The organism is Burkholderia sp. GbtcB21, from assembly GCF_019091065.1.
In the GTDB taxonomy this organism is placed as follows: Bacteria; Pseudomonadota; Gammaproteobacteria; order Burkholderiales; family Burkholderiaceae; genus Burkholderia; species Burkholderia pyrrocinia_C.
Map to the genome: position 1 here is coordinate 26,864 of NZ_JAGXKA010000021.1, position 19,356 is coordinate 46,219.

General features: G+C 63.2%; 23 protein-coding genes. 11 read left to right on the top strand and 12 right to left on the bottom strand.

Going from position 1 to position 19,356, the window contains the following annotated elements; all coding sequences use genetic code 11:
• Positions 1-142 precede the first annotated feature (142 nt).
• Positions 143-367, top strand: a complete 225-nt coding sequence (locus KVT39_RS32215) for a glycine zipper 2TM domain-containing protein (RefSeq protein ID WP_175749130.1) — start codon at positions 143-145, stop codon at positions 365-367.
• Positions 368-458: 91 nt separating this feature from the next.
• Positions 459-1,640: a fatty acid desaturase gene (locus KVT39_RS32220; RefSeq protein WP_217590976.1), complete on the top strand. Its 1,182-nt coding sequence runs from the start codon at positions 459-461 to the stop codon at positions 1,638-1,640.
• A gap of 54 nt (positions 1,641-1,694) precedes the next feature.
• Here KVT39_RS32220 and KVT39_RS32225 read toward each other — a convergent pair whose 3' ends face one another.
• Positions 1,695-1,874: a hypothetical protein gene (locus KVT39_RS32225; protein WP_217590977.1), complete on the bottom strand. Its 180-nt coding sequence runs from the start codon at positions 1,872-1,874 to the stop codon at positions 1,695-1,697.
• Between the two features lie 69 nt (positions 1,875-1,943).
• Complete coding sequence (locus KVT39_RS32230; RefSeq protein ID WP_034182292.1) at positions 1,944-2,216, bottom strand: hypothetical protein; 273 nt, start codon at positions 2,214-2,216, stop codon at positions 1,944-1,946.
• Positions 2,217-2,487: 271 nt separating this feature from the next.
• Between KVT39_RS32230 and KVT39_RS32235 the strand changes: the two genes are divergently transcribed.
• Entirely contained in the window at positions 2,488-2,682 is a 195-nt protein-coding gene (locus KVT39_RS32235; RefSeq protein ID WP_081938517.1) for a hypothetical protein, read from the top strand.
• Between the two features lie 69 nt (positions 2,683-2,751).
• A complete protein-coding gene (locus KVT39_RS32240) occupies positions 2,752-3,066 on the top strand; it encodes a hypothetical protein (protein ID WP_034182586.1) in 315 nt (104 codons plus the stop codon).
• 140 nt (positions 3,067-3,206) lie between these two features.
• Here the strand turns inward: KVT39_RS32240 and KVT39_RS32245 are convergent, their stop codons facing one another.
• On the bottom strand, positions 3,207-3,383 hold the full coding sequence (locus tag KVT39_RS32245) for a CsbD family protein (RefSeq protein ID WP_034182585.1): 177 nt from the start codon (positions 3,381-3,383) through the stop codon (positions 3,207-3,209).
• 591 nt (positions 3,384-3,974) lie between these two features.
• On the opposite strand from KVT39_RS32245, the gene KVT39_RS32250 reads away from it, so the two are divergent.
• Complete coding sequence (locus KVT39_RS32250; protein WP_217590978.1) at positions 3,975-4,121, top strand: DUF3096 domain-containing protein; 147 nt, start codon at positions 3,975-3,977, stop codon at positions 4,119-4,121.
• 193 nt (positions 4,122-4,314) lie between these two features.
• Here KVT39_RS32250 and KVT39_RS32255 read toward each other — a convergent pair whose 3' ends face one another.
• Entirely contained in the window at positions 4,315-5,604 is a 1,290-nt protein-coding gene (locus KVT39_RS32255) for a sodium:proton antiporter (protein ID WP_217590979.1), read from the bottom strand.
• A gap of 349 nt (positions 5,605-5,953) precedes the next feature.
• Here KVT39_RS32255 and KVT39_RS32260 point away from each other — a divergent pair, with 349 nt between their 5' ends.
• Positions 5,954-6,172 carry a hypothetical protein gene (locus tag KVT39_RS32260; RefSeq protein ID WP_081938515.1) on the top strand — a complete coding sequence of 73 codons (219 nt, stop codon included), beginning with the start codon at positions 5,954-5,956 and terminating at the stop codon, positions 6,170-6,172.
• A 44-nt stretch (positions 6,173-6,216) separates the two neighbouring features.
• Here KVT39_RS32260 and tkt read toward each other — a convergent pair whose 3' ends face one another.
• Both tkt and KVT39_RS32270 read right to left on the bottom strand, forming a co-directional pair.
• The gene (gene tkt, locus KVT39_RS32265; protein WP_217590980.1) at positions 6,217-8,292 is read right to left on the bottom strand and encodes a transketolase; all 2,076 of its coding nucleotides are present in this window, start codon (positions 8,290-8,292) and stop codon (positions 6,217-6,219) included.
• 81 nt (positions 8,293-8,373) lie between these two features.
• Positions 8,374-9,159: a PRC-barrel domain-containing protein gene (locus KVT39_RS32270; RefSeq protein WP_217590981.1), complete on the bottom strand. Its 786-nt coding sequence runs from the start codon at positions 9,157-9,159 to the stop codon at positions 8,374-8,376.
• Between the two features lie 433 nt (positions 9,160-9,592).
• Here KVT39_RS32270 and KVT39_RS38130 point away from each other — a divergent pair, with 433 nt between their 5' ends.
• Both KVT39_RS38130 and KVT39_RS32275 read left to right on the top strand, forming a co-directional pair.
• Positions 9,593-9,775 carry a hypothetical protein gene (locus KVT39_RS38130; protein WP_078041933.1) on the top strand — a complete coding sequence of 61 codons (183 nt, stop codon included), beginning with the start codon at positions 9,593-9,595 and terminating at the stop codon, positions 9,773-9,775.
• Positions 9,776-10,032: 257 nt separating this feature from the next.
• Positions 10,033-10,461 carry a PRC-barrel domain-containing protein gene (locus KVT39_RS32275; protein ID WP_175749127.1) on the top strand — a complete coding sequence of 143 codons (429 nt, stop codon included), beginning with the start codon at positions 10,033-10,035 and terminating at the stop codon, positions 10,459-10,461.
• Between the two features lie 95 nt (positions 10,462-10,556).
• Here the strand turns inward: KVT39_RS32275 and KVT39_RS32280 are convergent, their stop codons facing one another.
• From KVT39_RS32280 to KVT39_RS32305, 6 genes are all read right to left on the bottom strand, one after another.
• Entirely contained in the window at positions 10,557-11,276 is a 720-nt protein-coding gene (locus KVT39_RS32280) for a Crp/Fnr family transcriptional regulator (RefSeq protein ID WP_034182288.1), read from the bottom strand.
• 467 nt (positions 11,277-11,743) lie between these two features.
• On the bottom strand, positions 11,744-12,331 hold the full coding sequence (locus KVT39_RS32285; RefSeq protein WP_034182583.1) for a YSC84-related protein: 588 nt from the start codon (positions 12,329-12,331) through the stop codon (positions 11,744-11,746).
• A gap of 705 nt (positions 12,332-13,036) precedes the next feature.
• Positions 13,037-13,588, bottom strand: coding sequence for a DUF1003 domain-containing protein (locus KVT39_RS32290; protein ID WP_034182582.1), 552 nt, complete (start codon positions 13,586-13,588; stop codon positions 13,037-13,039).
• 175 nt (positions 13,589-13,763) lie between these two features.
• Positions 13,764-14,183: a hypothetical protein gene (locus tag KVT39_RS32295; RefSeq protein ID WP_034182581.1), complete on the bottom strand. Its 420-nt coding sequence runs from the start codon at positions 14,181-14,183 to the stop codon at positions 13,764-13,766.
• 71 nt (positions 14,184-14,254) lie between these two features.
• Positions 14,255-14,737: a Spy/CpxP family protein refolding chaperone gene (locus KVT39_RS32300; RefSeq protein WP_254640707.1), complete on the bottom strand. Its 483-nt coding sequence runs from the start codon at positions 14,735-14,737 to the stop codon at positions 14,255-14,257.
• Positions 14,738-14,970: 233 nt separating this feature from the next.
• A complete protein-coding gene (locus tag KVT39_RS32305) occupies positions 14,971-16,953 on the bottom strand; it encodes an AI-2E family transporter (protein ID WP_217590982.1) in 1,983 nt (660 codons plus the stop codon).
• Between the two features lie 599 nt (positions 16,954-17,552).
• On the opposite strand from KVT39_RS32305, the gene KVT39_RS32310 reads away from it, so the two are divergent.
• The 3 genes from KVT39_RS32310 to KVT39_RS38135 all read left to right on the top strand — a co-directional run bounded on the left by KVT39_RS32310 (position 17,553) and on the right by KVT39_RS38135 (position 19,141).
• Positions 17,553-17,708, top strand: a complete 156-nt coding sequence (locus KVT39_RS32310; RefSeq protein WP_034182285.1) for a DUF3309 family protein — start codon at positions 17,553-17,555, stop codon at positions 17,706-17,708.
• Between the two features lie 241 nt (positions 17,709-17,949).
• Entirely contained in the window at positions 17,950-18,396 is a 447-nt protein-coding gene (locus tag KVT39_RS32315) for a hypothetical protein (protein ID WP_034182284.1), read from the top strand.
• A gap of 298 nt (positions 18,397-18,694) precedes the next feature.
• Positions 18,695-19,141, top strand: coding sequence for a BON domain-containing protein (locus tag KVT39_RS38135; RefSeq protein ID WP_217590983.1), 447 nt, complete (start codon positions 18,695-18,697; stop codon positions 19,139-19,141).
• Positions 19,142-19,356 lie beyond the last annotated feature (215 nt).

Genomic DNA, 19,356 nt, shown 5'->3' on the forward strand with positions numbered 1-19,356 from the left:
CATCCGGGCCGGTACGTTAGCGGACGGACTGTGCGCGATTCACCGTCCATCATGAACCGACGTCTCGAATTCCATCGGGATGTCGGCGCATGGGTTTCCATGCGTCGTGCCGGATCGGCCGACGCGGCGGCAACCCGAGGAGATGATCATGAGAAAGCTACATTCCGTTGCAGTCGAGATGACGATAGTCACCATGACGATTGTCGTGCTGGCGGGTTGCGGCGATATGTCTCGCCGCGGAAGGGATACCGTGATCGGGGCCGGTGTCGGCGGCGTCGCCGGTGCGGTCCTGACGGGCGGCAGTGCGTTGGGCACGGTGGGCGGCGCGGCCGTCGGCGGGGTTGTCGGCAATCAGGTCGGGAAATAGGCCGGCCGGTTGAAGGGCAGGGAATCGGCACGCGCATGCGCCGTTACGGCGAAGCGCGCGCGATACGCGCGTGGCTTGGAGTACGACCGGTATGTCGGCATTTCTCCTGAACGGCGAGCTGAGGCTGTCCTGGTGGCAGCTTGCGTGGGTCGTGCTCGCGCTCACGCATGTCACCATCATCAGCGTGACGGTGTACCTGCACCGCTGCCAGGCACACCGGGCGCTGGAACTGCACCCGGGCGTCAGCCACTTCTTCCGGTTCTGGCTGTGGTTGACGACCGGCATGCTGACCACGCAGTGGGTCGCGGTGCATCGCAAGCATCACGCAAGAAGCGAGACCCCGGAAGATCCGCATAGCCCGCGCACCCGCGGCCTCGCGGCCGTGCTCCTGCGCGGTGCGGAACTGTATCGGGCGGAAGCGCGGAACGAGGAAACGCTGCGCAGATATGGCTCGGGTACGCCGGACGACTGGCTCGAACGCCATGTGTATGCCCGCTATCCGAATCTCGGCGTCGGGCTGCTGGCCGTGCTCGACGTCGGGCTGTTCGGGCTGCCCGGCGTCGCGGCGTGGGCGATCCAGATGATGTGGATTCCGTTCTGGGCCGGCGGCGTGGTCAACGGTTGCGGCCACTTCAGCGGTTACCGGAATTTCGCGACGCCCGATGCGAGCACCAACCTTTTCCCGCTGGGCATCCTGATCGGCGGGGAAGAGCTGCATAACAATCACCACGCATACGTGACGTCCGCCAGGCTGTCGAACCGCTGGTTCGAGTTCGACATCGGCTGGCTGTACATCCGCCTGCTGGCGGCGTTGAGACTCGCGACCATTCGGCGAGTCGCGACGAAGCCGCGCCTGCTTCCGCACAAGGCAGTGGCCGACGACGCGACGCTGCAAGCGATCATCCGCAACCGGCATGCGGTGTTGGCCGCCTATGCGCGCATGCTCGAGCCGGCCTGCCGGCGGGAGCTGCGCCGCATCGAGGACATGAGCCGCGACGACAAGCGCGCGTTCGCGCTCGGCATGAAACGCTGGCTGCGCCAGGCCTGGGGCCATCGGGACAAGCCCGATCTACGGGCGCTGACGAGCCCCAATGCGAACCGGCGAATACGCGTGTACGTGGATATGTACGAGACGTTGCTCGAGCTATGGACGTGGTCGCACGCGTCGCACGAGCAATTGCTGGTTCAGTTGCAGGATTGGTGCCGTAGTGCGGAGCAGAGCGGCATCAAGGCGATCGCCGATTTCTCGATGCGCCTGCGCCGGTATGCGTGATCGCGGCACGCCGGCGTGCCCGCGATGCGGGATCGGCGTGCAACGGTGCGCAGTTCATCTCGCCCGATTGTCGGGACGCGAATAACGCCACTTGCTCGCATTGGAATCGATGCCGGCATCGTGTCGGATGCGCTTTTCGGCGCGTTCGACGTCGGCACGGGCCAAATCGTCCCGTTGCTTTTGCCGGGTCGCGTCATCGCGCCGGTCCATCGAGGGGCCTGAGTGATATTTCATGGATTGCTCCTCTGAGTGAGGTGTGCTCGCGTCGCGAGGCGCCGCGTCGAGCCGGATGCGGCAGACGGATCAGATCGCCGTAGCGGCGATCTTGCCATCCACGATGTCCTTGCCGAATTGCATCGCCAGGTCGAGTGCGAGCGCCGCCGTTTGCGGAGCGCCATGCTCGAAAATGGTCGAGTAACGCGGTGCCGTTGCCGAGGTCGCCGGAATCGTGTCGATGCGCACGATCGAACCGAAGCGCTTCAGGCCGGGGGCGTGGGGATCGCCGAACGGCGGGAACAGGATTTGCGAATAGACACGCAGTTCACGTCCGCGATATTCGACAGTGGGAATGGTCATGATGTGCTCCTGACAGAGCAACCGTTGGCGCCGAAGGATTCGAGGGCGCCGATGCCTTGACAACAAACCGGCAGGTGTCTTCAGTGTGCGCGTTCGATACCGGTTTGGCAACGAACATATCGGATGCCGAAGCATATTTCAATGCAGATGAATCGCCGGTTTGCAATACGGCAATTGCGGTGCCGGAATAACCCGCTTCAGAATAGTCGATACCGTACAGATGCAGGCGTGTTGCCAGATTTACCATGAACTCGATACCGAGGAGGCAGCCATGTGCATCCCACTTTCACCCGAGGTCGTCGAGACCCTCAAATCGCTTGATCGAATTCCGGATTCCCAAGCGGATATTCCACGCACCATAGCCAACGAACTGTTGACTCACGGGCTTGCATACGAGTCGCGCACCGGCGGCTCGATCAATATGACGGCCGCAGGCCGGCTGTGGCTGAATCGGTGCGCCGATTAGCGCGCGCATTGACCGGACGAGACGGGAGTTTTGTCGCGTACAACGCTCCAATGGACAAGTGAGGCAATGATGAAAATCCAATCTACACGATGGTTTCCGCTGGATCGATATGCACCGGTTCGCGACGGATGGTATGAGGTTCGACTGGTGAGCGGCGACACGGCATTTGCGAAGTTCGGCGGCGGCGAATGGACCGAAAAGCCGGTGCTCGCCTTTACGCGCTGGCGAGGCTTGTGCTCCGATCCGGCCAAGTCGGGCGACCAGGAGACGTTTGCCGCGGATGCGACCGCAGCGAAAGGTGTCCGGGACGCGTGGGACGCGTTCTTTCCCGGCGTCGGAGACGAGCAGCACAAACCACGTGCCGCACACGGCGATCACACCTGACGCACTGCGGCATCGTGACGCTCAGTCGGGAAGCGGGTATTGCCGGATGCATGCACGCACGCGCCGTCGATACCCACCGAATCCGCGGCATGCCGCCCGATCGCGCGGCGCTTCGCTTCGGAACCGTTCGCGCGAACGCCCTACGGCCGCTTCTTGAGTTGCTCTTTCGCGTCGCCGAATGACGCCTGTGTCTTGCCGACGACCTGCTCGACCTTGCCCTGCATTCTGGTCGATCGATTTCCCATGACCTTGCCGACCATGACCTTCAGCTTGCCTTTCGCTTCCGCGATGCGGCCTCTCACCTGATCCCTGTTCATGACATTGCTCCTTGACATGGGGCGCCCGTTTCACCGGTACGAAACCCGGAACCATCGAAGCGTCGTATCGGGCGCTTTGGCGCGGGACACTCCGGACGCCCGAAAACACACTGCGCGCGATCGTGACGGAAGTCGGTACGATGCCGTACGCGAGTCGGCGCCGGCGCACCAGCGGATGCATGCGGGCGGCGATCGGGGCGATCGCCGCGACGAGGGCTTGTATAGGTTGTCTGTTTTAGCACGCTCGGTACGCTTTCGTACCGCATTCGCATTCGCCCGTGTGTAGCGTCAGTATATCCACGAACAATCCGCGGCGAATCAGGCTGCGACGAACATTTCCATGAGGTGCGCCGGGATCGATCCTTGCTATCGGTGTAGTAGTTCCGGGATGCACGACGACCGACACCGCCGACGCCAGTGGCAGCCAGATCGACCAACGCCACACCATCGACGCGGGCGCCGGCCCGACCCTTGCGCACCGTTGCACGACTGCCGAAGGCTCGCGTGTCGCCGGGCTCGAGCCGCTGTCACGAACGTCGGAGGCGGGGCGGCTTTGTATTCATGTGTTGTTTTCAATCTTGCGGAGGGCGTATGAACATCCTCACGAGCGCGGGACCACTGGTTTCGCTGATCGCCGGCATTCTGATTCTTGTGGTGCCCCGTCTGTTGAATTACATCGTCGCGATGTACCTGATCGTCATCGGGTTGCTCGGGCTGTTCGGCGGACATATCCACTGAGCCGGGCCAGCCACGAAAAAGCGGGTCTCGAACCTTGCAGGCGGCACCCGCGATCGTCGAACCGCTGCCGTCGCCAGGTCCGCACGGAGTCGACCGCGCAACGATGTGCCGGTGCGTTGCCCGGTTGCGCCGTCGCGTGCCGATTGCAATCGAGGTCGCGCGGCCGGAATGATGCGCCGCGACGTTCGCGATTTCACGCATAGCGGCGCATCAGCGGTGCCGCTGAAATGCCGTGCAGCACGATCGACACGGCGATGATGGCCAGCACCCACGGCACCAGCGGCAACAGGTCCGCGCGCGGCCCTTGCTCGAGGGCCAGCATCAGGTAATACAGCGAACCCACGCCGCGAATGCCGAACCAGCTGATCAAGCGGCGCTGGCGGTGCGACGCCCGGGACCCGATCAGCGCGAGCTGGATGGCTGCCGGCCGGATCACGAACAGCAGTGTCGCGACCACGGCCACGCCCGTCCAGGTCAGCATGCCTGCCCAATAGCGGGACACGAGCGCGCCGATCAGCAGGATCAGCACGGCTTCGGCGATGTGTTCCAGCTCGGTAGTGAATCCCATGACCGATTCCGCGACGAACGCATGGGCTTTGTCGGGATCGGTGGCGGTGGCCTCGACATCCTCGCTGTCCACGACGCCGACCGTCTCCTTCGGCGTCTTCCGGCCGCTCGTTCGATGCTCGACGCGCCGCATCGCGACGCCCGCCGCGAATACGGCCAGGAACCCGTAGCCATGAATGGCGAGCGTCACGCCGTACGACAGCATGATCAGGCCCAGCGCGAAGAACCCCTCGAAGCCGAGCGCCTGGCCGTGACGGCTGCGCAGGAATGCGACGAGCCGGGCGGTGACGAAGCCGAACAGCCAGCCGGTGCCCACGCCGGACGCGATGCCCCATGCAATGCCGCCGACCATGCTCCAGTGAAGCGCCGACGTCGTGCCGGAACTGCACAAAAGCAGGCCGAGCACCGCGCACGGGTAGGCCGTGCCGTCGTTGATCCCGCCTTCGCCGGACAACGAAAAACGCACCAGCTCGACGTCGCCCGCGTCGCGCACGCCGACGTCATGAGCAAGTACCGGGTCCGTCGGCGCGATCATCGCGCCCAGCAGTACCGCGACGCCGAGACTCAAATGCAACACCAGCACGCCGAGTGCGGCGATCGACGCGACGGTGAAGATCATCGCGACGACGCCGAGCCGCAGCGGCAGCATCCAGCGGCGATCGACGGGCGGGACACGCAGCTTCAGGCCGATCGCGAACAGCGAGATCAGCAGGCCGATTTCGGCGGCGATGCGCAACCGCGCGACGTCGTCCGGCAATGTCATGGACAGGATGCCGATGCCGGCCGGGCCGATCAGAAAGCCGATCCCGAGATACACCATGGCCGCACTCAGCGGCAGGCGCTCGAGCGACGATCCGATGAGTCCCATGAAAATCAGCAGGGCTCCGAAGATGAGGCATCCGATCGTTTCGGTCAATTTGCATTCCCCGCATGAATAACGTCGCGCTCGCCGCGCTTCGGTTGCAGGTCGCCATGTGGCGTCGTGGAGCTGTACGTGGGGCACGCTCGGGGCGTCGAGGCCTCGCACTCATCGCACAGTATCGCGCCGATCGTCCCACGTTCGCAGCGAGGCGGTTCGGCGTCTGTCGGATGGCGGACAAAGGACCGGGCATGACCATTGCATTCGCAGCCACGCGTGCCCGCGGCTGAAGCGCTCGGGAACGCGTACCCGAAACGGCACGCATACGATGTACGGTAGCGGGCAGAGCGGCGCCGCGGGTCGTCATAGACTGTTCCCCGACCCTGACGACCACCGGAGCACTGCCATGGCCCACACAGCAATCGAGGGAGACCTGCGTTCGCTCGAACGACTCATTGCACGCGTCGCGCCCGGTGAGCCTGCGCCATGGGCACTCTGGCGAATCCGGCTGGAATCGATTCTGGAACACGGCAGTCTGACGCCGTCGGAACGCACGCATTTCGTCAGCATCATCGCCCTTATCCTCATGCTCGAGCGTCGAGCGGGCAAGCCGGCCGCGCATTGAGCACGGCCGGCCATCGGGTACCGGGGATCTCTATCGCCGATGGCTCAAGCGAGCAGTTTCATCGCGCGGTCGCAGACGTTCTCGACCGTGAAGCCGAAATCGCGCATCAGCTCGGCGCCCGGCGCCGACGCGCCGAAACCCGCGACGCCGAGCACGTCGCCACGATCGCCGACATAGCGGTGCCAGCCTTGCGACACCCCCGCTTCGATCGCCAGCCGCGCGCCGACCGACTTCGGCAGCACGGCGTCCTGATATGGCTGAGGCTGAGCGTCGAACAATCGCCAGCAGGGCAGCGACACCACCCGAACCGCCACGCCGCGCGCGAGCAGCTCGACTTGCGCCGCCAGCGCGAGCGCGACTTCCGAGCCGGTCGCGATCAGGATCAGCGCGGGGCGGCCGTCGGGGGCGTCGGCCAGCACGTAGCCGCCGCGCCGCAAGCCCTCGGCCGGCGCGAAGCGGAGGCGATCGATGGTCGGTACGTCCTGACGGGTCAGGACCAGCGCGGTCGGCCGCTCCCGCGCTTCGAGCGCCACCCGCCACGCGACGGCCGTCTCGTTGGCATCGGCCGGTCGAATCACCAGCAGGCCCGGGATCGCGCGCAGGCCGGCCAGCTGCTCCATCGGCTGATGCGTCGCACCGTCCTCGCCGAGCGCGAGGCTGTCGTGCGTGAACACATAGATCACCTGCAGGCGCATCAACGCGGCGAGCCGGATCGGCGGCCGCATGTAGTCGGAAAAGATCAGGAAGGTCGCGCCGAACGGCAGGATGCCGCCGTGGGTCGCCAGGCCGTTCAGGATGGCGCCCATCGCATGCTCGCGCACGCCGAAATGCAGATTGCGGCCGCTGCGGCTCCAGCCGCCGCCGTCGGAGCCTTGCCGGTCGAGCGCATTCATGCCGGCGGCCTCGAAATCGCCGTGCCCGGTCAGCGCGGTGAAGGTGGAGGGATTCAGATCGGCGGAGCCGCCGACCAGCGACGGTACGCGGGAGGCGAGGGCATTCAGCACCTGGCCGGATGCGACCCGCGTCGCGATGCCTTTCGGATCGGCCGGAAAGACCGGGATATCGCGGTCCCAACTGTCGGGCAGCGTGCCGCGCACCGTGTTCAGCAGCATCTCGGCCAGCTCGGGAAACGCGCGCGCATAGGCGGCGAATCGCGCGTTCCAGTGATCTTCCCGTGCCCGCCCCTCCGTCAACGCACGACGAAAATGCGCGAGCGCCGGTGCGGGGATATGAAATGCGGGGTCGGGCGGCCAGCCGAGGTTGTGCTTGGTCAGGCGCACCTCGGCATCGCCGAGCGGCGATCCGTGAGCCTGGTACGTGTCCTGCCGGTTCGGCGAGCCGTAGCCGAGATGCGTGCGCACGAGGATCAACGACGGACGCAGCTTCTCCGCACGTGCGTTGGCCAGCGCCGCGTCGATGGCGGCCAGGTCGTTGCCGTCGTCGACCGTTTCGGTATGCCAGCCGTAGGCGTCGAACCGTTGTGCGCGATCTTCGGTGAAGGTGATCGCGGTGCCGGCGGACAGCGTGACGCGATTGTCGTCGTACAGGCAGATCAGCTTGCCGAGCCGCAGATGGCCGGCAAGCGATGCGGCTTCCGCTGCGACGCCTTCCATCAGGTCGCCGTCGCTGACGAGTGCGTAGGTGTGGTGATCCACGATCTCGAAGCCGGGACGGTTGTAGCACGCGGCGAGCTGCGCTTCCGCCATCGCCATGCCGACGGCGTTGGCGAAGCCCTGGCCGAGCGGGCCGGTCGTCGTCTCGACGCCCGGCGTGAGGCCGCGCTCCGGATGGCCGGGCGTGAGGCTGCCCGATTGCCGGAAGCGCCCGATCTGATCGAGCGGCAGGTCGTAGCCGGTCAGGTGAAGCAGGCTGTACAACAGCATCGAGCCATGTCCGGCCGACAGGATGAAGCGATCGCGATCGAACCACGCCGGGTTGGCGGGGTGATGCTTGAGATGGCGCATCCATAACGCATAGGCCATCGGCGCGGCGCCGAGCGGCAAGCCTGGATGGCCGCTCGCCGCTTTCTGCACGGCATCGATCGACAGGAAGCGCAGCGTATTGATGCAGAGTGCATCGAGTGCCGAACCTTCGGTTGGCGGGAAATCGGTTGAGGTCATGCAGTTGCTCCCTGGCGTCCGGTTACGGGATATCCCGCACGGGATGGTGGTTGCGTTGGCTAGCCATGGCGCGGGTCAGCGTTATCGGTCGCCGTGCCAATAGCCGTGCTTGCCGTAGAACTCGTGCAACTCGATCTCGTAGCTGCGATGCACGAGCTGCGAGTCGTCGTATGGAGGGCTGCGGCGGATCGCGTCGCGCGTGAGCGTGGTCGATACCGTTTCCGTCGGCCAGTCCACCTGGTCGAGCCAGTGAGTCGCGATCAGCACTTCCTTGCCGGTCGACCACCAGCTCGACGTGTCGATCGCCAGATAGCGGATCACCCAGGCTTCATCGTCGTAAATGAAGTCGGACACGTGGCCGATATGTCCGTCCTTGACTTCGAGCCGATATCCGTCGACCTCGCGGGTGCTGTGCAGATGCGTATCCGCCGCTGCGCTGGCCGGCGCGGTGCGAGAGACGAGCGGATCGCCCGCTTCAGGATCCTGCGACGGCCCGGCGGGATCGAAAGCCGGATACGCGCCCATCCCCCAAAGGTTCGGGCCGCCCCAGTAAGTCGGGTAGTTGTAGTAACGCAGGTACTCGATCTCGTGCTGGCGCGATACCGGTTTGTGCGTGTCCACGTTCGGGCTGTCTCTCACCTGCTGTTGCGTGAGGTTGACGTATAGCGTGCGGGTTTCGGGGTCGGCATGCGTGACGGAATACGGCGAGACCAGCACCTGCCTGTCGTGCAGCCAGTCGCCCGTCTCGACGACGAGGTAGCGGATGCACCAGTTGTCGTCGTCGAAGTAGGCCTGATGGATACGCCCGATATCGCCGTCCTTCGCTCGAACCGTGTCTCCGTGCAACCTTCGGATGCTTCGTAACATGATTTCCTCGCCAGATCGATGCTCGGCACGTCGGTGATCCGGCTGGCATGCCTGCCGTGCGGCGGCGTCCAGCCGTACGTCCGTCGGTGCGGAGCGATTCCTGCCGAGCGCGTCCCCTCGGATGGCCGGCATGCTTGAGACGCTACACGCGACGAATGGCCGATGCGGTACGAAACCGTACAAAGCGTGTGCGGGGGCGATCCGGCGGCGAACCGTCCCCCTCCCGACATGTCGCGAAACATCCTGTCGATTTTTTGTCATCAGGATCACGAAGCGGTGAAGATCGCCAGGGTCCGCTCGTGCCCTGCGTAATTTTCAAATGGGGCCTATGCTGGCGTCGTGACCAGCGGTATTCCACATTGGCGGGCCGGCCGCAGGCGGCCAGTCGAATCCGGGGCAGCCCGGTCCGACCATCAGCTCCATGGAGGCGGTTATGCGCAGCAGGTATCGAGAGAAGCATACGAACGGCAGCAAGAGCGAGCGCAATGTCGACGACGCGGTCGAGGGGACGTTCCCCGCCAGCGATCCGCCGTCGATAGGCGGTGTCACCCGGATGATTTCCCGCCCGGCCCATCGAAAGCATCACCGGAAATCGTCACACATCAAGCACCGTTAGCGCAGGTTGCGCGATGCGTGCCAACGCCTTGCGTGACCGGGATCCATCGAGTCGTCGCCGGCATTCAGCGATATCGATGAACGCGGAGGCATCGGTCAGAGCGACGGCGAGCCGATATTCCCGGTCTTCCCGGGTACGGAACCGTACCGACTTCCGATGCCGGTGCGCGCAGCGTTTTCTCGTGCGTCGAGTGCCATTGTCGATGTCGACGCTGCGCACGAGACGGATATTCCCGAATCTTGTCCAAGGAGGACATCATGACGACGCTTCACCCCCCCGATCGACCTGTGGATGACGGCAACGGGGGCAAGCTTGTCGAACGCGATTCAGGCGACGAGCCCGGCCCTATGGTGAGGACTGCGGATGTACTGAAGGGAAGCAAGATCGTTGCGTCGGACGGCGAGGATGTTGGAAGTGTTTTCGACATCGTGCTCGACTTGCACCACGGCAGAATTGCCTATGCGGTTGCTTCCAGCGGAGGAACGGGCGAGATGCTTTGCGCCATTCCGTGGAGTGCGATGAAATACGATATCGGCGACAAGTGTTTCCATCTGGATGTGACCGGTGCGCATGTCAAGGACACCCCGGGCTTCGACGACGAGCATTGGCCGGTGATGACGCAATCGCAGTGGGGAATGTCGCTTCACCAGTACTACAACCGGACGCCGTACTGGGTAGCCGGATGAAACGATGTCACGCAGAGGTTTCGTCGCGTCGACAGTCGTATGCTCACGGAATATCGCATTCGGGCCGTTCGCGCCACGGTGCGTCGCAGTCGCGGCTAGAGGCGCTTCAGATCAGGAAGCAGGCGATCGAATTCGCGTTTGACCACGCTGTAGCATTCGCACACGCGCTTTTCGAGCCCCGGCCGATCCAGCACCTCGATATGACCGTAGTTGTAGCGGATGAGGCCCGCGTCCTGCAGCTTCAATGCCGCTTCCGTCACGCCCGACCTGCGCACGCCCAGCATGTTGGCGATCAGCTCCTGCGTCATGCGCAGCTGGTTCGACGGCAGACGGTCGAGGCTGAGCAGCAGCCAGCGGCACAGTTGCTGATCGATCGAGTGATGCCGGTTGCATACCGCGGTCTGAGCCATCTGCGTGATCAGCGCCTGGGTATAGCGCAACAGCAGGCGCTGCATCGAGTTGCCGCGCCGGAATTCTTCTTTCAGGATGCCCGCGTCGAGCCGGTAGGCCTGCCCCGCGCTTTGCACGACGGCTCGGCTCGGCGTCGTTTCGCCGCCCATGAACAGCGACACGCCGATCATGCCTTCATGGCCGACGATCGCGATTTCCGCGGACGAGCCGTCCTCCATCACGTACAGCAGCGACACGATCGACGTGGTCGGAAAATAGACGTGATGAAGCTGGCCGCCCGACTCGTACAGCACTTTCCCCAACGGCATGTCGACGAGCGTCAGGTGTGCGGCGAGGTGGGCGCGCTCGTTTTCCGGCAGCGCGGCAAGCAGGTGGTTTTCGATAATGGGCGGGTTGTCCTGCATGCGTGGCTCCTGCGCTTGCACTCGGTTGACGATGGAGACTCCGGCCGACGTGGATGCAGCGGGAATCGGTGGGAGCGGCCAACCATCATACGTTATCGATCCGGCGACCGGACGGGAGGGTGACGACAATGTGTCCCTTTTCCCGATGAGTTCGGGATGACCGACCGTTCGAATGCGAATCGACCTTCAAAAATTATAGTGCCGATACATGTCTCATCAAGGTACGCGCAATCGCGCGCGCTCGATACGGAACCGATATCTCACGGCGCGATTGACGGGAAATCGCGGTCGCCAGGCCTGGGCGGCGTCGACCGCGGAATGACGCGCCGCGATGATTCGCGTGCATCAGGTACATTGCCGGACAAGCGCCACGCACGAACACGCTTGCGCTTACGTGCGTATCAGGCGAGTTGAGTCCAGATTCGCCGCCGCGTTGGCCGCTCGTTCGCCTGGCTGGCTTTTGAGCGCTACAGCGCCGTCAGCTTGGTGATCTTCGTTCCTTCAAGCGTCACACCCGCCATCAATCCGCTGTTCGTCAGCACGAACGCTTCGATCGGCGCGGTCGCGGTGCTGGTGTCGATGTTGCCGTTCGCGCCGACTTTCAGTACTGCCACCGATGCGTCGCCGCCCACCGACCAGCCTTCGCTGTTACGGAACCGGTCAAGCGCGTCCTGGGTCATGAACAGGAAAATGATGGCCTTCGATTGCGCACCGATCTGCAGCCCGATCGAGCCGGTCGTGGTGCTGTAATACCCGACCGTGCTGCCGGCAACGCGCAGCGAGCCTTCGCCGTACTGACCGCCGATCCAGAATCCGGCCGCGATGACCGACGGGAACACCAGTACGCCACGCGCCTTGCCGACGAGTTCGCGCGAGCCTTTGGCGCTGGTGTAAAGACGTGCGAGGGTCGAGTCGACGCCTGCATCGATGGTGTGGCGCTTGTCGACCTGGTGGCCGCTCGCGTCGGATGTACCGGTCGTCGTGCATCCCGAGACCGCGAGGCCGATCGCCAGGATGGATCCCGGCGTGCCCCACAGGAATGTTCGTCGCAGCATCATCGTCTCCTGGTTGTTCGTGGAGCTTCGACGCTACGCCAGGGCGGCCGCGGACGCGGTACGACAGCGTACAAAGACGCGACATCCGCGTCGGCCGGTGTGTCGTTCAGCTTCGCAGCACGTGCGTCGTGTGCGGGTGAATGTCGGTCGATGTCGCGCAACCGGCCCGCCTCCGCAAGCGTCCTTCACCGTACAGACACGCGATCTCGTTGACCGGAGGATATCTGCTGAAACCATCCATTCGTGCGTGATCTTTTCACGAACATCGACGTGGGTCACATCGGCGGCGAACGATTCCGTCATGCGTCCCCGGTCGATCGAACGAAGCGCCACACTCGAATGCGACTGGCAAGGAGAGCAACATGCGTGCGTCTATCTATGTCTGTCTTGCGGCTATTGCAACCGTGCTTGCCGGATGCCTTTGGGTACCCGGCGACGGCTATCGCGGTGATCGAAATGGGGGGTACGGCGGCGCGTACGGCGGCGGTCACGAAAGCGGATGGAACCGAGGCGGCGCTTCCCGCGACCACATGAATCATTCCTGGCATCCCGATGACCGGTGGCCGCATAAGGACGGGCAGCGGGAAGGATGGTAGGTCGGCCGCGGTCATCACATGAACATCGCCGGTCAGCGTTCGCCCGGCGCGCATCATCATGACCGATTCGCGTCGTTTCGCGACGCTGGCGAACCTGATGCCCCATCGCTCACGTCCTGCCGGACTCGAGCAGGTTCTTCAGCGCCGCCATCTGTTCCTTCTGCATGTTCAGCAATTCAGTCCATTGCTCCTCGCGCAACCCGTCCAGCTTTTCATGGAGCAACATGATCTCGAGTTCGGCCTTCAGATTGATTTCGTAATCATGTTCGGCAGACACCCGGTCCTTGTATGACTGCCTGTTCTGGGCCATCAGGATAATGGGTGCCTGGATCGCTGCCAGCATCGAGAGAAACAGGTTGAGCAAGATATACGGGTAAGGATCGAAGGCCTTGCTGTACGTTGCCAGAATCAGCGAATTCAGGCCGACCCACACGACCATGACGACAATAAAGCACGTGATGAATATCCACGACCCGCCGAAGGCGGCAACGGCATCTGCCGCGCGCTGGCCGCGCGTTGCCGCTGCATCCAGTTCTTTCGTGGAGTCTCTCGCTATGCGCTTTCGTTCCGAAACGAGACGTGCAACATTCTTCGCGCGCTCGTCCAATGATTCATAGGGTACGCCAAAGAATTTTTCGGCAAGCTCCGCAGGTTTATGCATGTTGTCCTCCGCGCGGTCGCGCAATCCGAACAGAATGGAATCGCAATAAGGTCACCGCAAAAGGCTGGTTGCGCGGCAATCGCGAAGCAAAGAAACCGAGACAGCCCGAACAGCGGTCTCTCCCGGTTTCGCTGCCATCCGACCCAGCGGACAAAGCCCCGTGCGATCCCGCACCCTACCGGAACCGGAGCGGTATGAACAGGCTGACGCCCGGCGACGACTGCGGGGCATAGACCACGGGTGGTGGCGCATACACCACGGGTGGTGGTGCATACACATAGTCCCGGTTGTCGTAGTAGTCGCCGCGACGGTAGTCATTGCCCGGATGTCGATAAACCTGCCGATTGCGGTGATCCCACTGATGCCCGTGGTTCTGCCAATAACCGTCACCCATGCGATGTTGCTGTGGTTGGCTTGGGTAACGCTGATAGCCGTCATTCGCGCCATACTGCTGTTGGTTCTCGTAGTTGCCGTAGTCTGCGCCGAAAGCCGGCGCCGTGGACATGCCGCCGATAGCCAGGGCCAAGCCGACCGTCGTCATGATTCTGGTCGTCATCGAGCCTATGAACGCGGTGTGTACTTCTGGGATTTTCATGATGTTCTCCTGTCTGAGATCCGGAACCTGACTGCGGCGCCGGTCCGCTTCCTGCTGCGGGTATCTCGAGATCACCCCTTCTTTGCGGAGTGTTGATGGTCAGTCCGGAAAATCAGATCGGCATTCTTCTTCTGGGCGTCGGACATGCTGTCGTACAGCGCCTGAAACGCAGGAGTGAGCTTTCTGATGCCGTCCGCATGGGCGTCGGCGACCTGGCCATAGGACTTGAGATCGTCGACGGCGCTCATGCTGTTGGCGTGACTGGTTCGCGCCTGTCTGAGCGAGTCCATCGTGGCCGCGTTTTCGCGCATGACCTGCGCGACCTTGCGCCAAAGTTCTTCCTGCGCGGCGGTGATCTGAAGCCTGTCGTGAAGGTTATTGATGCGTGTATCGATCTGGTCGTGGGTCGCAACGGTCATCGCGCTTGCAGGTGCTTGAGTCTGCACGGTGGAGGCAGCGTTCGCAGGATTGGCGAATGCCGTTATCGCGAGAAAAACCGCTATCGCGAGCGCCGATGCAGTTCGCGGTCGGGATGGGGGGGCAATGAGGCTCATGATCGATCTCCAAAGGAATTCGATGGACTCGCGAAGGGATTGCCGTCATTGCGCGCGAGTTCGATCGAATAGATCATCTGTGCGCCGACGCCCGACCGGCGTCTGTCCGGTGCCGGACGCTTGCGCGCCGCCGTTGCACGACCGGATCGACGGAGCAGCGCGTGACCCGACTCGAAGACCGGCGCTTGCGCCGCAAATGCAAGCAGCCACACGTCCTTGTCGCCGTATGCCAGTTACGCTGCAACGCCGTCAGGCTTCGGCTCGGGTCCGAACACGCTTGCCGTGCCGGTCGAGACAATGCATGCGTCGACCATATCCCTGATCGAAGTGGCATAGTGATCGGCGCCGATCGCACTCTGGAGATCCTCGGGCCACTGATCGGTATCGCCTGCCTGCCAGAGGCCGACGACGATCAACGCGTCCGGCAAGCGCTGCCGCACGCGTCGCAAAAGGTAACGCAGGTGGGACGGGATTCCATTGATGTCTAGATAAAAAATGCACACTATCGTCACTGCGGTGACGTCCAGACCGTCGATCCGGACGCGCGAGGCCGCATCATGGTTGACCACCCGGCAATCGAGATCGTGCTTGCCGAGAAGCTGGACGAGAATGGCCGATGCCAACTCGTCGAGCGGCCCCCGGCCTGCTATGCAAAGGACCTGATTGTCAGCATGCCGAACCGGGCGAGCTTCGATGCCAGGCGAAGGAGCGTTCTGAGCCGGTTGGCACGATGCCTTTTGTCCGGCAGCAGGCGCAGCCGGTGTGCCCCTGTCGGCTGCTGCTGCATCGATAGCCGGATCGGTGTCCGCGAAACCATCGAGGCCCTCGATGAGGTCGTTGACCGTAGTCTCGATTCGCGCCAGTTGTGCCGGCGTTACGCCGCCGCGCAAGACATCGTCGGCCGCAAGCTGCAAGCCCTTGAGAACGATTTCATCGTAATAGGAGGACAGCGGCCGGTCGCGAAGCAGTATCCCGGCTTGCTCTACTGCGTCATCGGGGTCGCCGGCGAGCGCTCGCTGGTAGAAATTTTCGACTGGAGACAGCGCGGGCTGGTCGCCAAGCAGCACGTCGAGAAATTCGAGCCGCGTTACGTGGCGACCGAGGACCAGCAGGCAAAGTGTCAGCGGAGTGGACAGGATGAGCCCGATTGGCCCCCATATCCAGCTCCAGAAGATTGCAGCGACGACGACCGAAAACGGGGAAAGGCCGGTGCTATGGCCGTACAGCAGTGGCTCGACGGCCTGACCGGCCAGCAGCTCGACGGTCACGAAAAGCACCATCGACCAGATCGCCATCGTCCATTCCGGACTGACGGCTGCGGCGAGTGCGGTAGCCAGAATGGCGGAGATCCAGATTCCGACGTAGGGGACAAGACGCAACAGCGCGGCCAGAATCCCCCACAGCACCGGGCTGGGTACGCCAATGATGAACAGCCCGGTTCCGATCACGACGCCCACGCCCGCATTCAAGCCGAGTTGCGAAACGAAATATCGACTGAGGCGCCGCGCGGCTTCGTCCATTGCGGTGGTGGTCCGATGGAGATCTCTCGAACCGAACAAGCGGATAGCCCGGTCCCGAAGATCATCGCGCTGCAACAGAATGACGATGGTGACGACAAATACGATGAAGGCCGTCTCGAGCGGACTGACGACGGGAGACAGTATGCGCCGTGCAAGCTGGAATGGTGTCTGGGCCGGCTCGCGCACCTCGACGGGAAGCGCCGCAGGCGGTTGGGCGCCGGACGAGGATGACGAAGATTCGTGGATCGTTTTCGGCTGATCGACGGTTGCCCGTTGAAGCGCCTGACCGGCGGTACCCGCCAGCCGGTTCAATTTTCCGACCGTGAGCCCATGCACGACAGAGATCTTCTTGTCGATCGTCGCCTGATAACGGGGGATGCCGACAGCGAGGTCCGTGATCTGGGTGGCGATTATCCCCCCAAGCACGACGATCACCGAGACCGACATCGTCACCGCAAGGAGAACCGAGGCCACGTGGCCAAGCTTGATGCGGCCAAGAAGATTGGCGAGGGGAGCGACCAGGAAGCTGAGCAGAATCGCCAGCGTGAACGGGATCAGGATCTCGCGCGCAAAATAGAGCGCGGCGATGACCGTGACGCCAACGGCAAGCGTAATCAAACCCTGCACGCTGGGTGTTTCAGGAGGCTCGATGCGCGCTGCTGGCCTCGCGGGGCGCAATTCCTTGAAATCGAACATGACGGCTGACGCCCGCGATATCGTCCATTCTGATGGGTGCTTTCGGCGCGGATGCGTCCCATGCAGGCCGAAAAACTCGACTTGCCAACCCAACCCCATTGGCGATCGGCCCGTCGATTCAGACACTGCGACGGGCGATCGACGCGTTGCGTCAGCGATCACTCTCGTGCATGTCACGCGGCGCGGCGTGGCGGGAACGATGAAAGTAAGACGGGACGATACGTATCGAACGCGATAAAACAGACACTTCGAGCGTACGGCCTACGTTGCTCGCCGTCTGGATTGAAGTCGGTACGGTGCCGTACCCGGGACACAGTCATGCCAGCGCACGCTGACGACGCGAGGAGTCGAGTTCGCTGCGGCGTTGCCGATCCCGGGGGCAGCAAAACGGATATCTCGATGTCCTCCACCGTACCGACTGCGTGGCTGATCGATGTCAATTTCACTTTGCCGGGCAGGTTTCTCACACACATTGCAGATGTCCAACGGCATCAAATTGAACTGTGCGGCGATACCTCGCGCAAGGCCCGGAAGGTTCCGGGTCCCAAGCGCGGGCGGCGACGGGTTCGTCGAAACACTCAGTCGAAAGGAGAAGGTCCATGTTGGGAACAATACTGATTGTCGTGCTGGTGCTCATATTGATCGGTGCGATGCCGACCTGGCCGCACAGCCGTTCGTGGGGCTATATGCCCAGCGGCCTGCTGGGCGTGGTGCTGCTCGTCGTAGTTGTGCTCCTCCTGCTGGGGCGGATATAGGAGGCTCGAGAATCCTGTCGGGAAAGGTCCCTTCGTGGATCATCGTTGGCGTACCGTTGCATCTCGAAACGGGTGGCCGCCGCGCATCCGTGAGACCGGGTCGGCGCGCTTGCGGTTGCCGGGTATGACGCGGCAAGCGCCGCCTTGCGCAGATCGCCCGCAATCGATTCCGACGCAAGGCGGCCGGGCAGGTGGTACGGCTAACGAGCATGGCGGACTTATCAGGTCCGCGCAGACTGTCATGAGAAAAACCCTCCTCAACGCGCTGGCCGCATGCTTTGCAGGCGGAGTCGGGCTCACCCCCGCGCCGAGCCAAGCCTATGCGCTGGACGCGCAGTTCGACTGCACCACCGACGCGCACGCGTTCATCGTGCGCCTGTTCAATCACGGCTATATCGATCGCGATCCGATGCGGGTCGAACAGAATTCGGTCAACGCGTTCCGACCCACCCGCGACGCAGCGCTCACGGTGTTCGGCTTCAGCGTCTATGCCGTGTTCGCCTATGCGCAGTATGACGCGCTGTTCAGGCAGGGAACCGGTCGACCTCTGCCGGGTTCGATTTACGGCGTAGTCGTCAAGGCGCCGATCGATTCGGTCGAAGCGCATTCTCGGTTAGCGGGCAGCAAGGCCGTCGCGCATCAGGTCATTCCGTTCATCCTCACTGCCGTCGTCTGTGCAAGGCCCTGAGACTGGCCGGTTCGAGCAAGTACGGAGTCCGCTCCGGTTCCGCGCGCCGCGCGCGCGAGCAAACCGTCCGGCATTGGACAGACTGAGCCCGTACATCCCGTGCATAACTACGCGCCGGACCGAGATTGGCTCGCAGCGATGCGATTCTGTCGTCACGAGATCCGCGAGGATTTCGCCGCTGCCAACGGGCTGCGGCATCGCTGCACATCGGACGCCGATTGAACCGTACGTTTCGATACCGGGAGATCGTGCATGTTGTTCGGATCAAGTCGTTCATACGACGCATTGGAGGCAGCTCGTGAAAAGGATCTTGTCGAGTCATACATCGATCCGCACTGCACTGATTGCAGTCGGGCTGGTGGCCGGTTTGGGCACCGGCGCGGCGTGCTTCGCTGCCGGCGAAAGTTCGATGTCCAAAACTGCCAGCAGCGTCGGTACCGCGATCGACGACACCGCCATCGCGGCGAAGGTCGAAGCCAGGCTGATGGGTGAAGAGGGTCTCGGAAAATCCGATATCAGCGTCACCACCGTCGACGACGTGGTCACACTCGACGGAACGGTAAGCAGCTTGCACGCGAAGTCGGTGGCCGAATCGGCGGCCCGGTCGGTCGACGGGGTTCAGCGTGTCAGTGACAACCTCGCGGTGCCGGTGGATGCCGGCAAGCCGGCCAAACCTGGCGCCGTCGCGAAGACGGAGCGCGCGGTGTCCGATAGCTGGATCACCACCAAGGTGAAATCCAAGTGATCGCTATGTTCGTTTTCATCTGAGGATCGGCTCCGATCGGCATGCGGTCGAGTGGGGGCGCCGATCGTTATCCAGTGCGTCTGTCGAGCGAGCGCCTCTCAATCGCTCTGGCGGAACTCCGGCTACAAGCTCGGTCCACTCGTGAAGAAGCAGTGCTCGAACATCCGATAGCTGAACTTGGCCGATGCTCGAACGTCGGCATGAACGCTCGGCCC

Bases quoted from the DNA above. Each gene is read 5' to 3' on its own strand.
- KVT39_RS38130 (WP_078041933.1), top strand. From the start codon at position 9,593: ATGCGCAGCAGGTATCGAGAGAAGCATACGAACGGCAGCAAGAGCGAG.
- KVT39_RS32240 (WP_034182586.1), top strand. From the start codon at position 2,752: ATGAAAATCCAATCTACACGATGGTTTCCGCTGGATCGATATGCACCG.
- KVT39_RS32220 (WP_217590976.1), top strand. From the start codon at position 459: ATGTCGGCATTTCTCCTGAACGGCGAGCTGAGGCTGTCCTGGTGGCAG.
- KVT39_RS32215 (WP_175749130.1), top strand. From the start codon at position 143: ATGATCATGAGAAAGCTACATTCCGTTGCAGTCGAGATGACGATAGTC.
- KVT39_RS32290 (WP_034182582.1), bottom strand. From the start codon at position 13,588: ATGCATAAACCTGCGGAGCTTGCCGAAAAATTCTTTGGCGTACCCTAT.
- KVT39_RS32270 (WP_217590981.1), bottom strand. From the start codon at position 9,159: ATGTTACGAAGCATCCGAAGGTTGCACGGAGACACGGTTCGAGCGAAG.
- KVT39_RS32280 (WP_034182288.1), bottom strand. From the start codon at position 11,276: ATGCAGGACAACCCGCCCATTATCGAAAACCACCTGCTTGCCGCGCTG.
- KVT39_RS32225 (WP_217590977.1), bottom strand. From the start codon at position 1,874: ATGAAATATCACTCAGGCCCCTCGATGGACCGGCGCGATGACGCGACC.
- KVT39_RS32295 (WP_034182581.1), bottom strand. From the start codon at position 14,183: ATGAAAATCCCAGAAGTACACACCGCGTTCATAGGCTCGATGACGACC.
- KVT39_RS32275 (WP_175749127.1), top strand. From the start codon at position 10,033: ATGACGACGCTTCACCCCCCCGATCGACCTGTGGATGACGGCAACGGG.
- KVT39_RS32305 (WP_217590982.1), bottom strand. From the start codon at position 16,953: ATGTTCGATTTCAAGGAATTGCGCCCCGCGAGGCCAGCAGCGCGCATC.
- KVT39_RS32260 (WP_081938515.1), top strand. From the start codon at position 5,954: ATGGCCCACACAGCAATCGAGGGAGACCTGCGTTCGCTCGAACGACTC.
- KVT39_RS32315 (WP_034182284.1), top strand. From the start codon at position 17,950: ATGAGAAAAACCCTCCTCAACGCGCTGGCCGCATGCTTTGCAGGCGGA.
- KVT39_RS32300 (WP_254640707.1), bottom strand. From the start codon at position 14,737: ATGAGCCTCATTGCCCCCCCATCCCGACCGCGAACTGCATCGGCGCTC.
- KVT39_RS32285 (WP_034182583.1), bottom strand. From the start codon at position 12,331: ATGCTGCGACGAACATTCCTGTGGGGCACGCCGGGATCCATCCTGGCG.
- KVT39_RS32250 (WP_217590978.1), top strand. From the start codon at position 3,975: ATGAACATCCTCACGAGCGCGGGACCACTGGTTTCGCTGATCGCCGGC.
- KVT39_RS32230 (WP_034182292.1), bottom strand. From the start codon at position 2,216: ATGACCATTCCCACTGTCGAATATCGCGGACGTGAACTGCGTGTCTAT.
- KVT39_RS32310 (WP_034182285.1), top strand. From the start codon at position 17,553: ATGTTGGGAACAATACTGATTGTCGTGCTGGTGCTCATATTGATCGGT.
- tkt (WP_217590980.1), bottom strand. From the start codon at position 8,292: ATGACCTCAACCGATTTCCCGCCAACCGAAGGTTCGGCACTCGATGCA.
- KVT39_RS32245 (WP_034182585.1), bottom strand. From the start codon at position 3,383: ATGAACAGGGATCAGGTGAGAGGCCGCATCGCGGAAGCGAAAGGCAAG.
- KVT39_RS32235 (WP_081938517.1), top strand. From the start codon at position 2,488: ATGTGCATCCCACTTTCACCCGAGGTCGTCGAGACCCTCAAATCGCTT.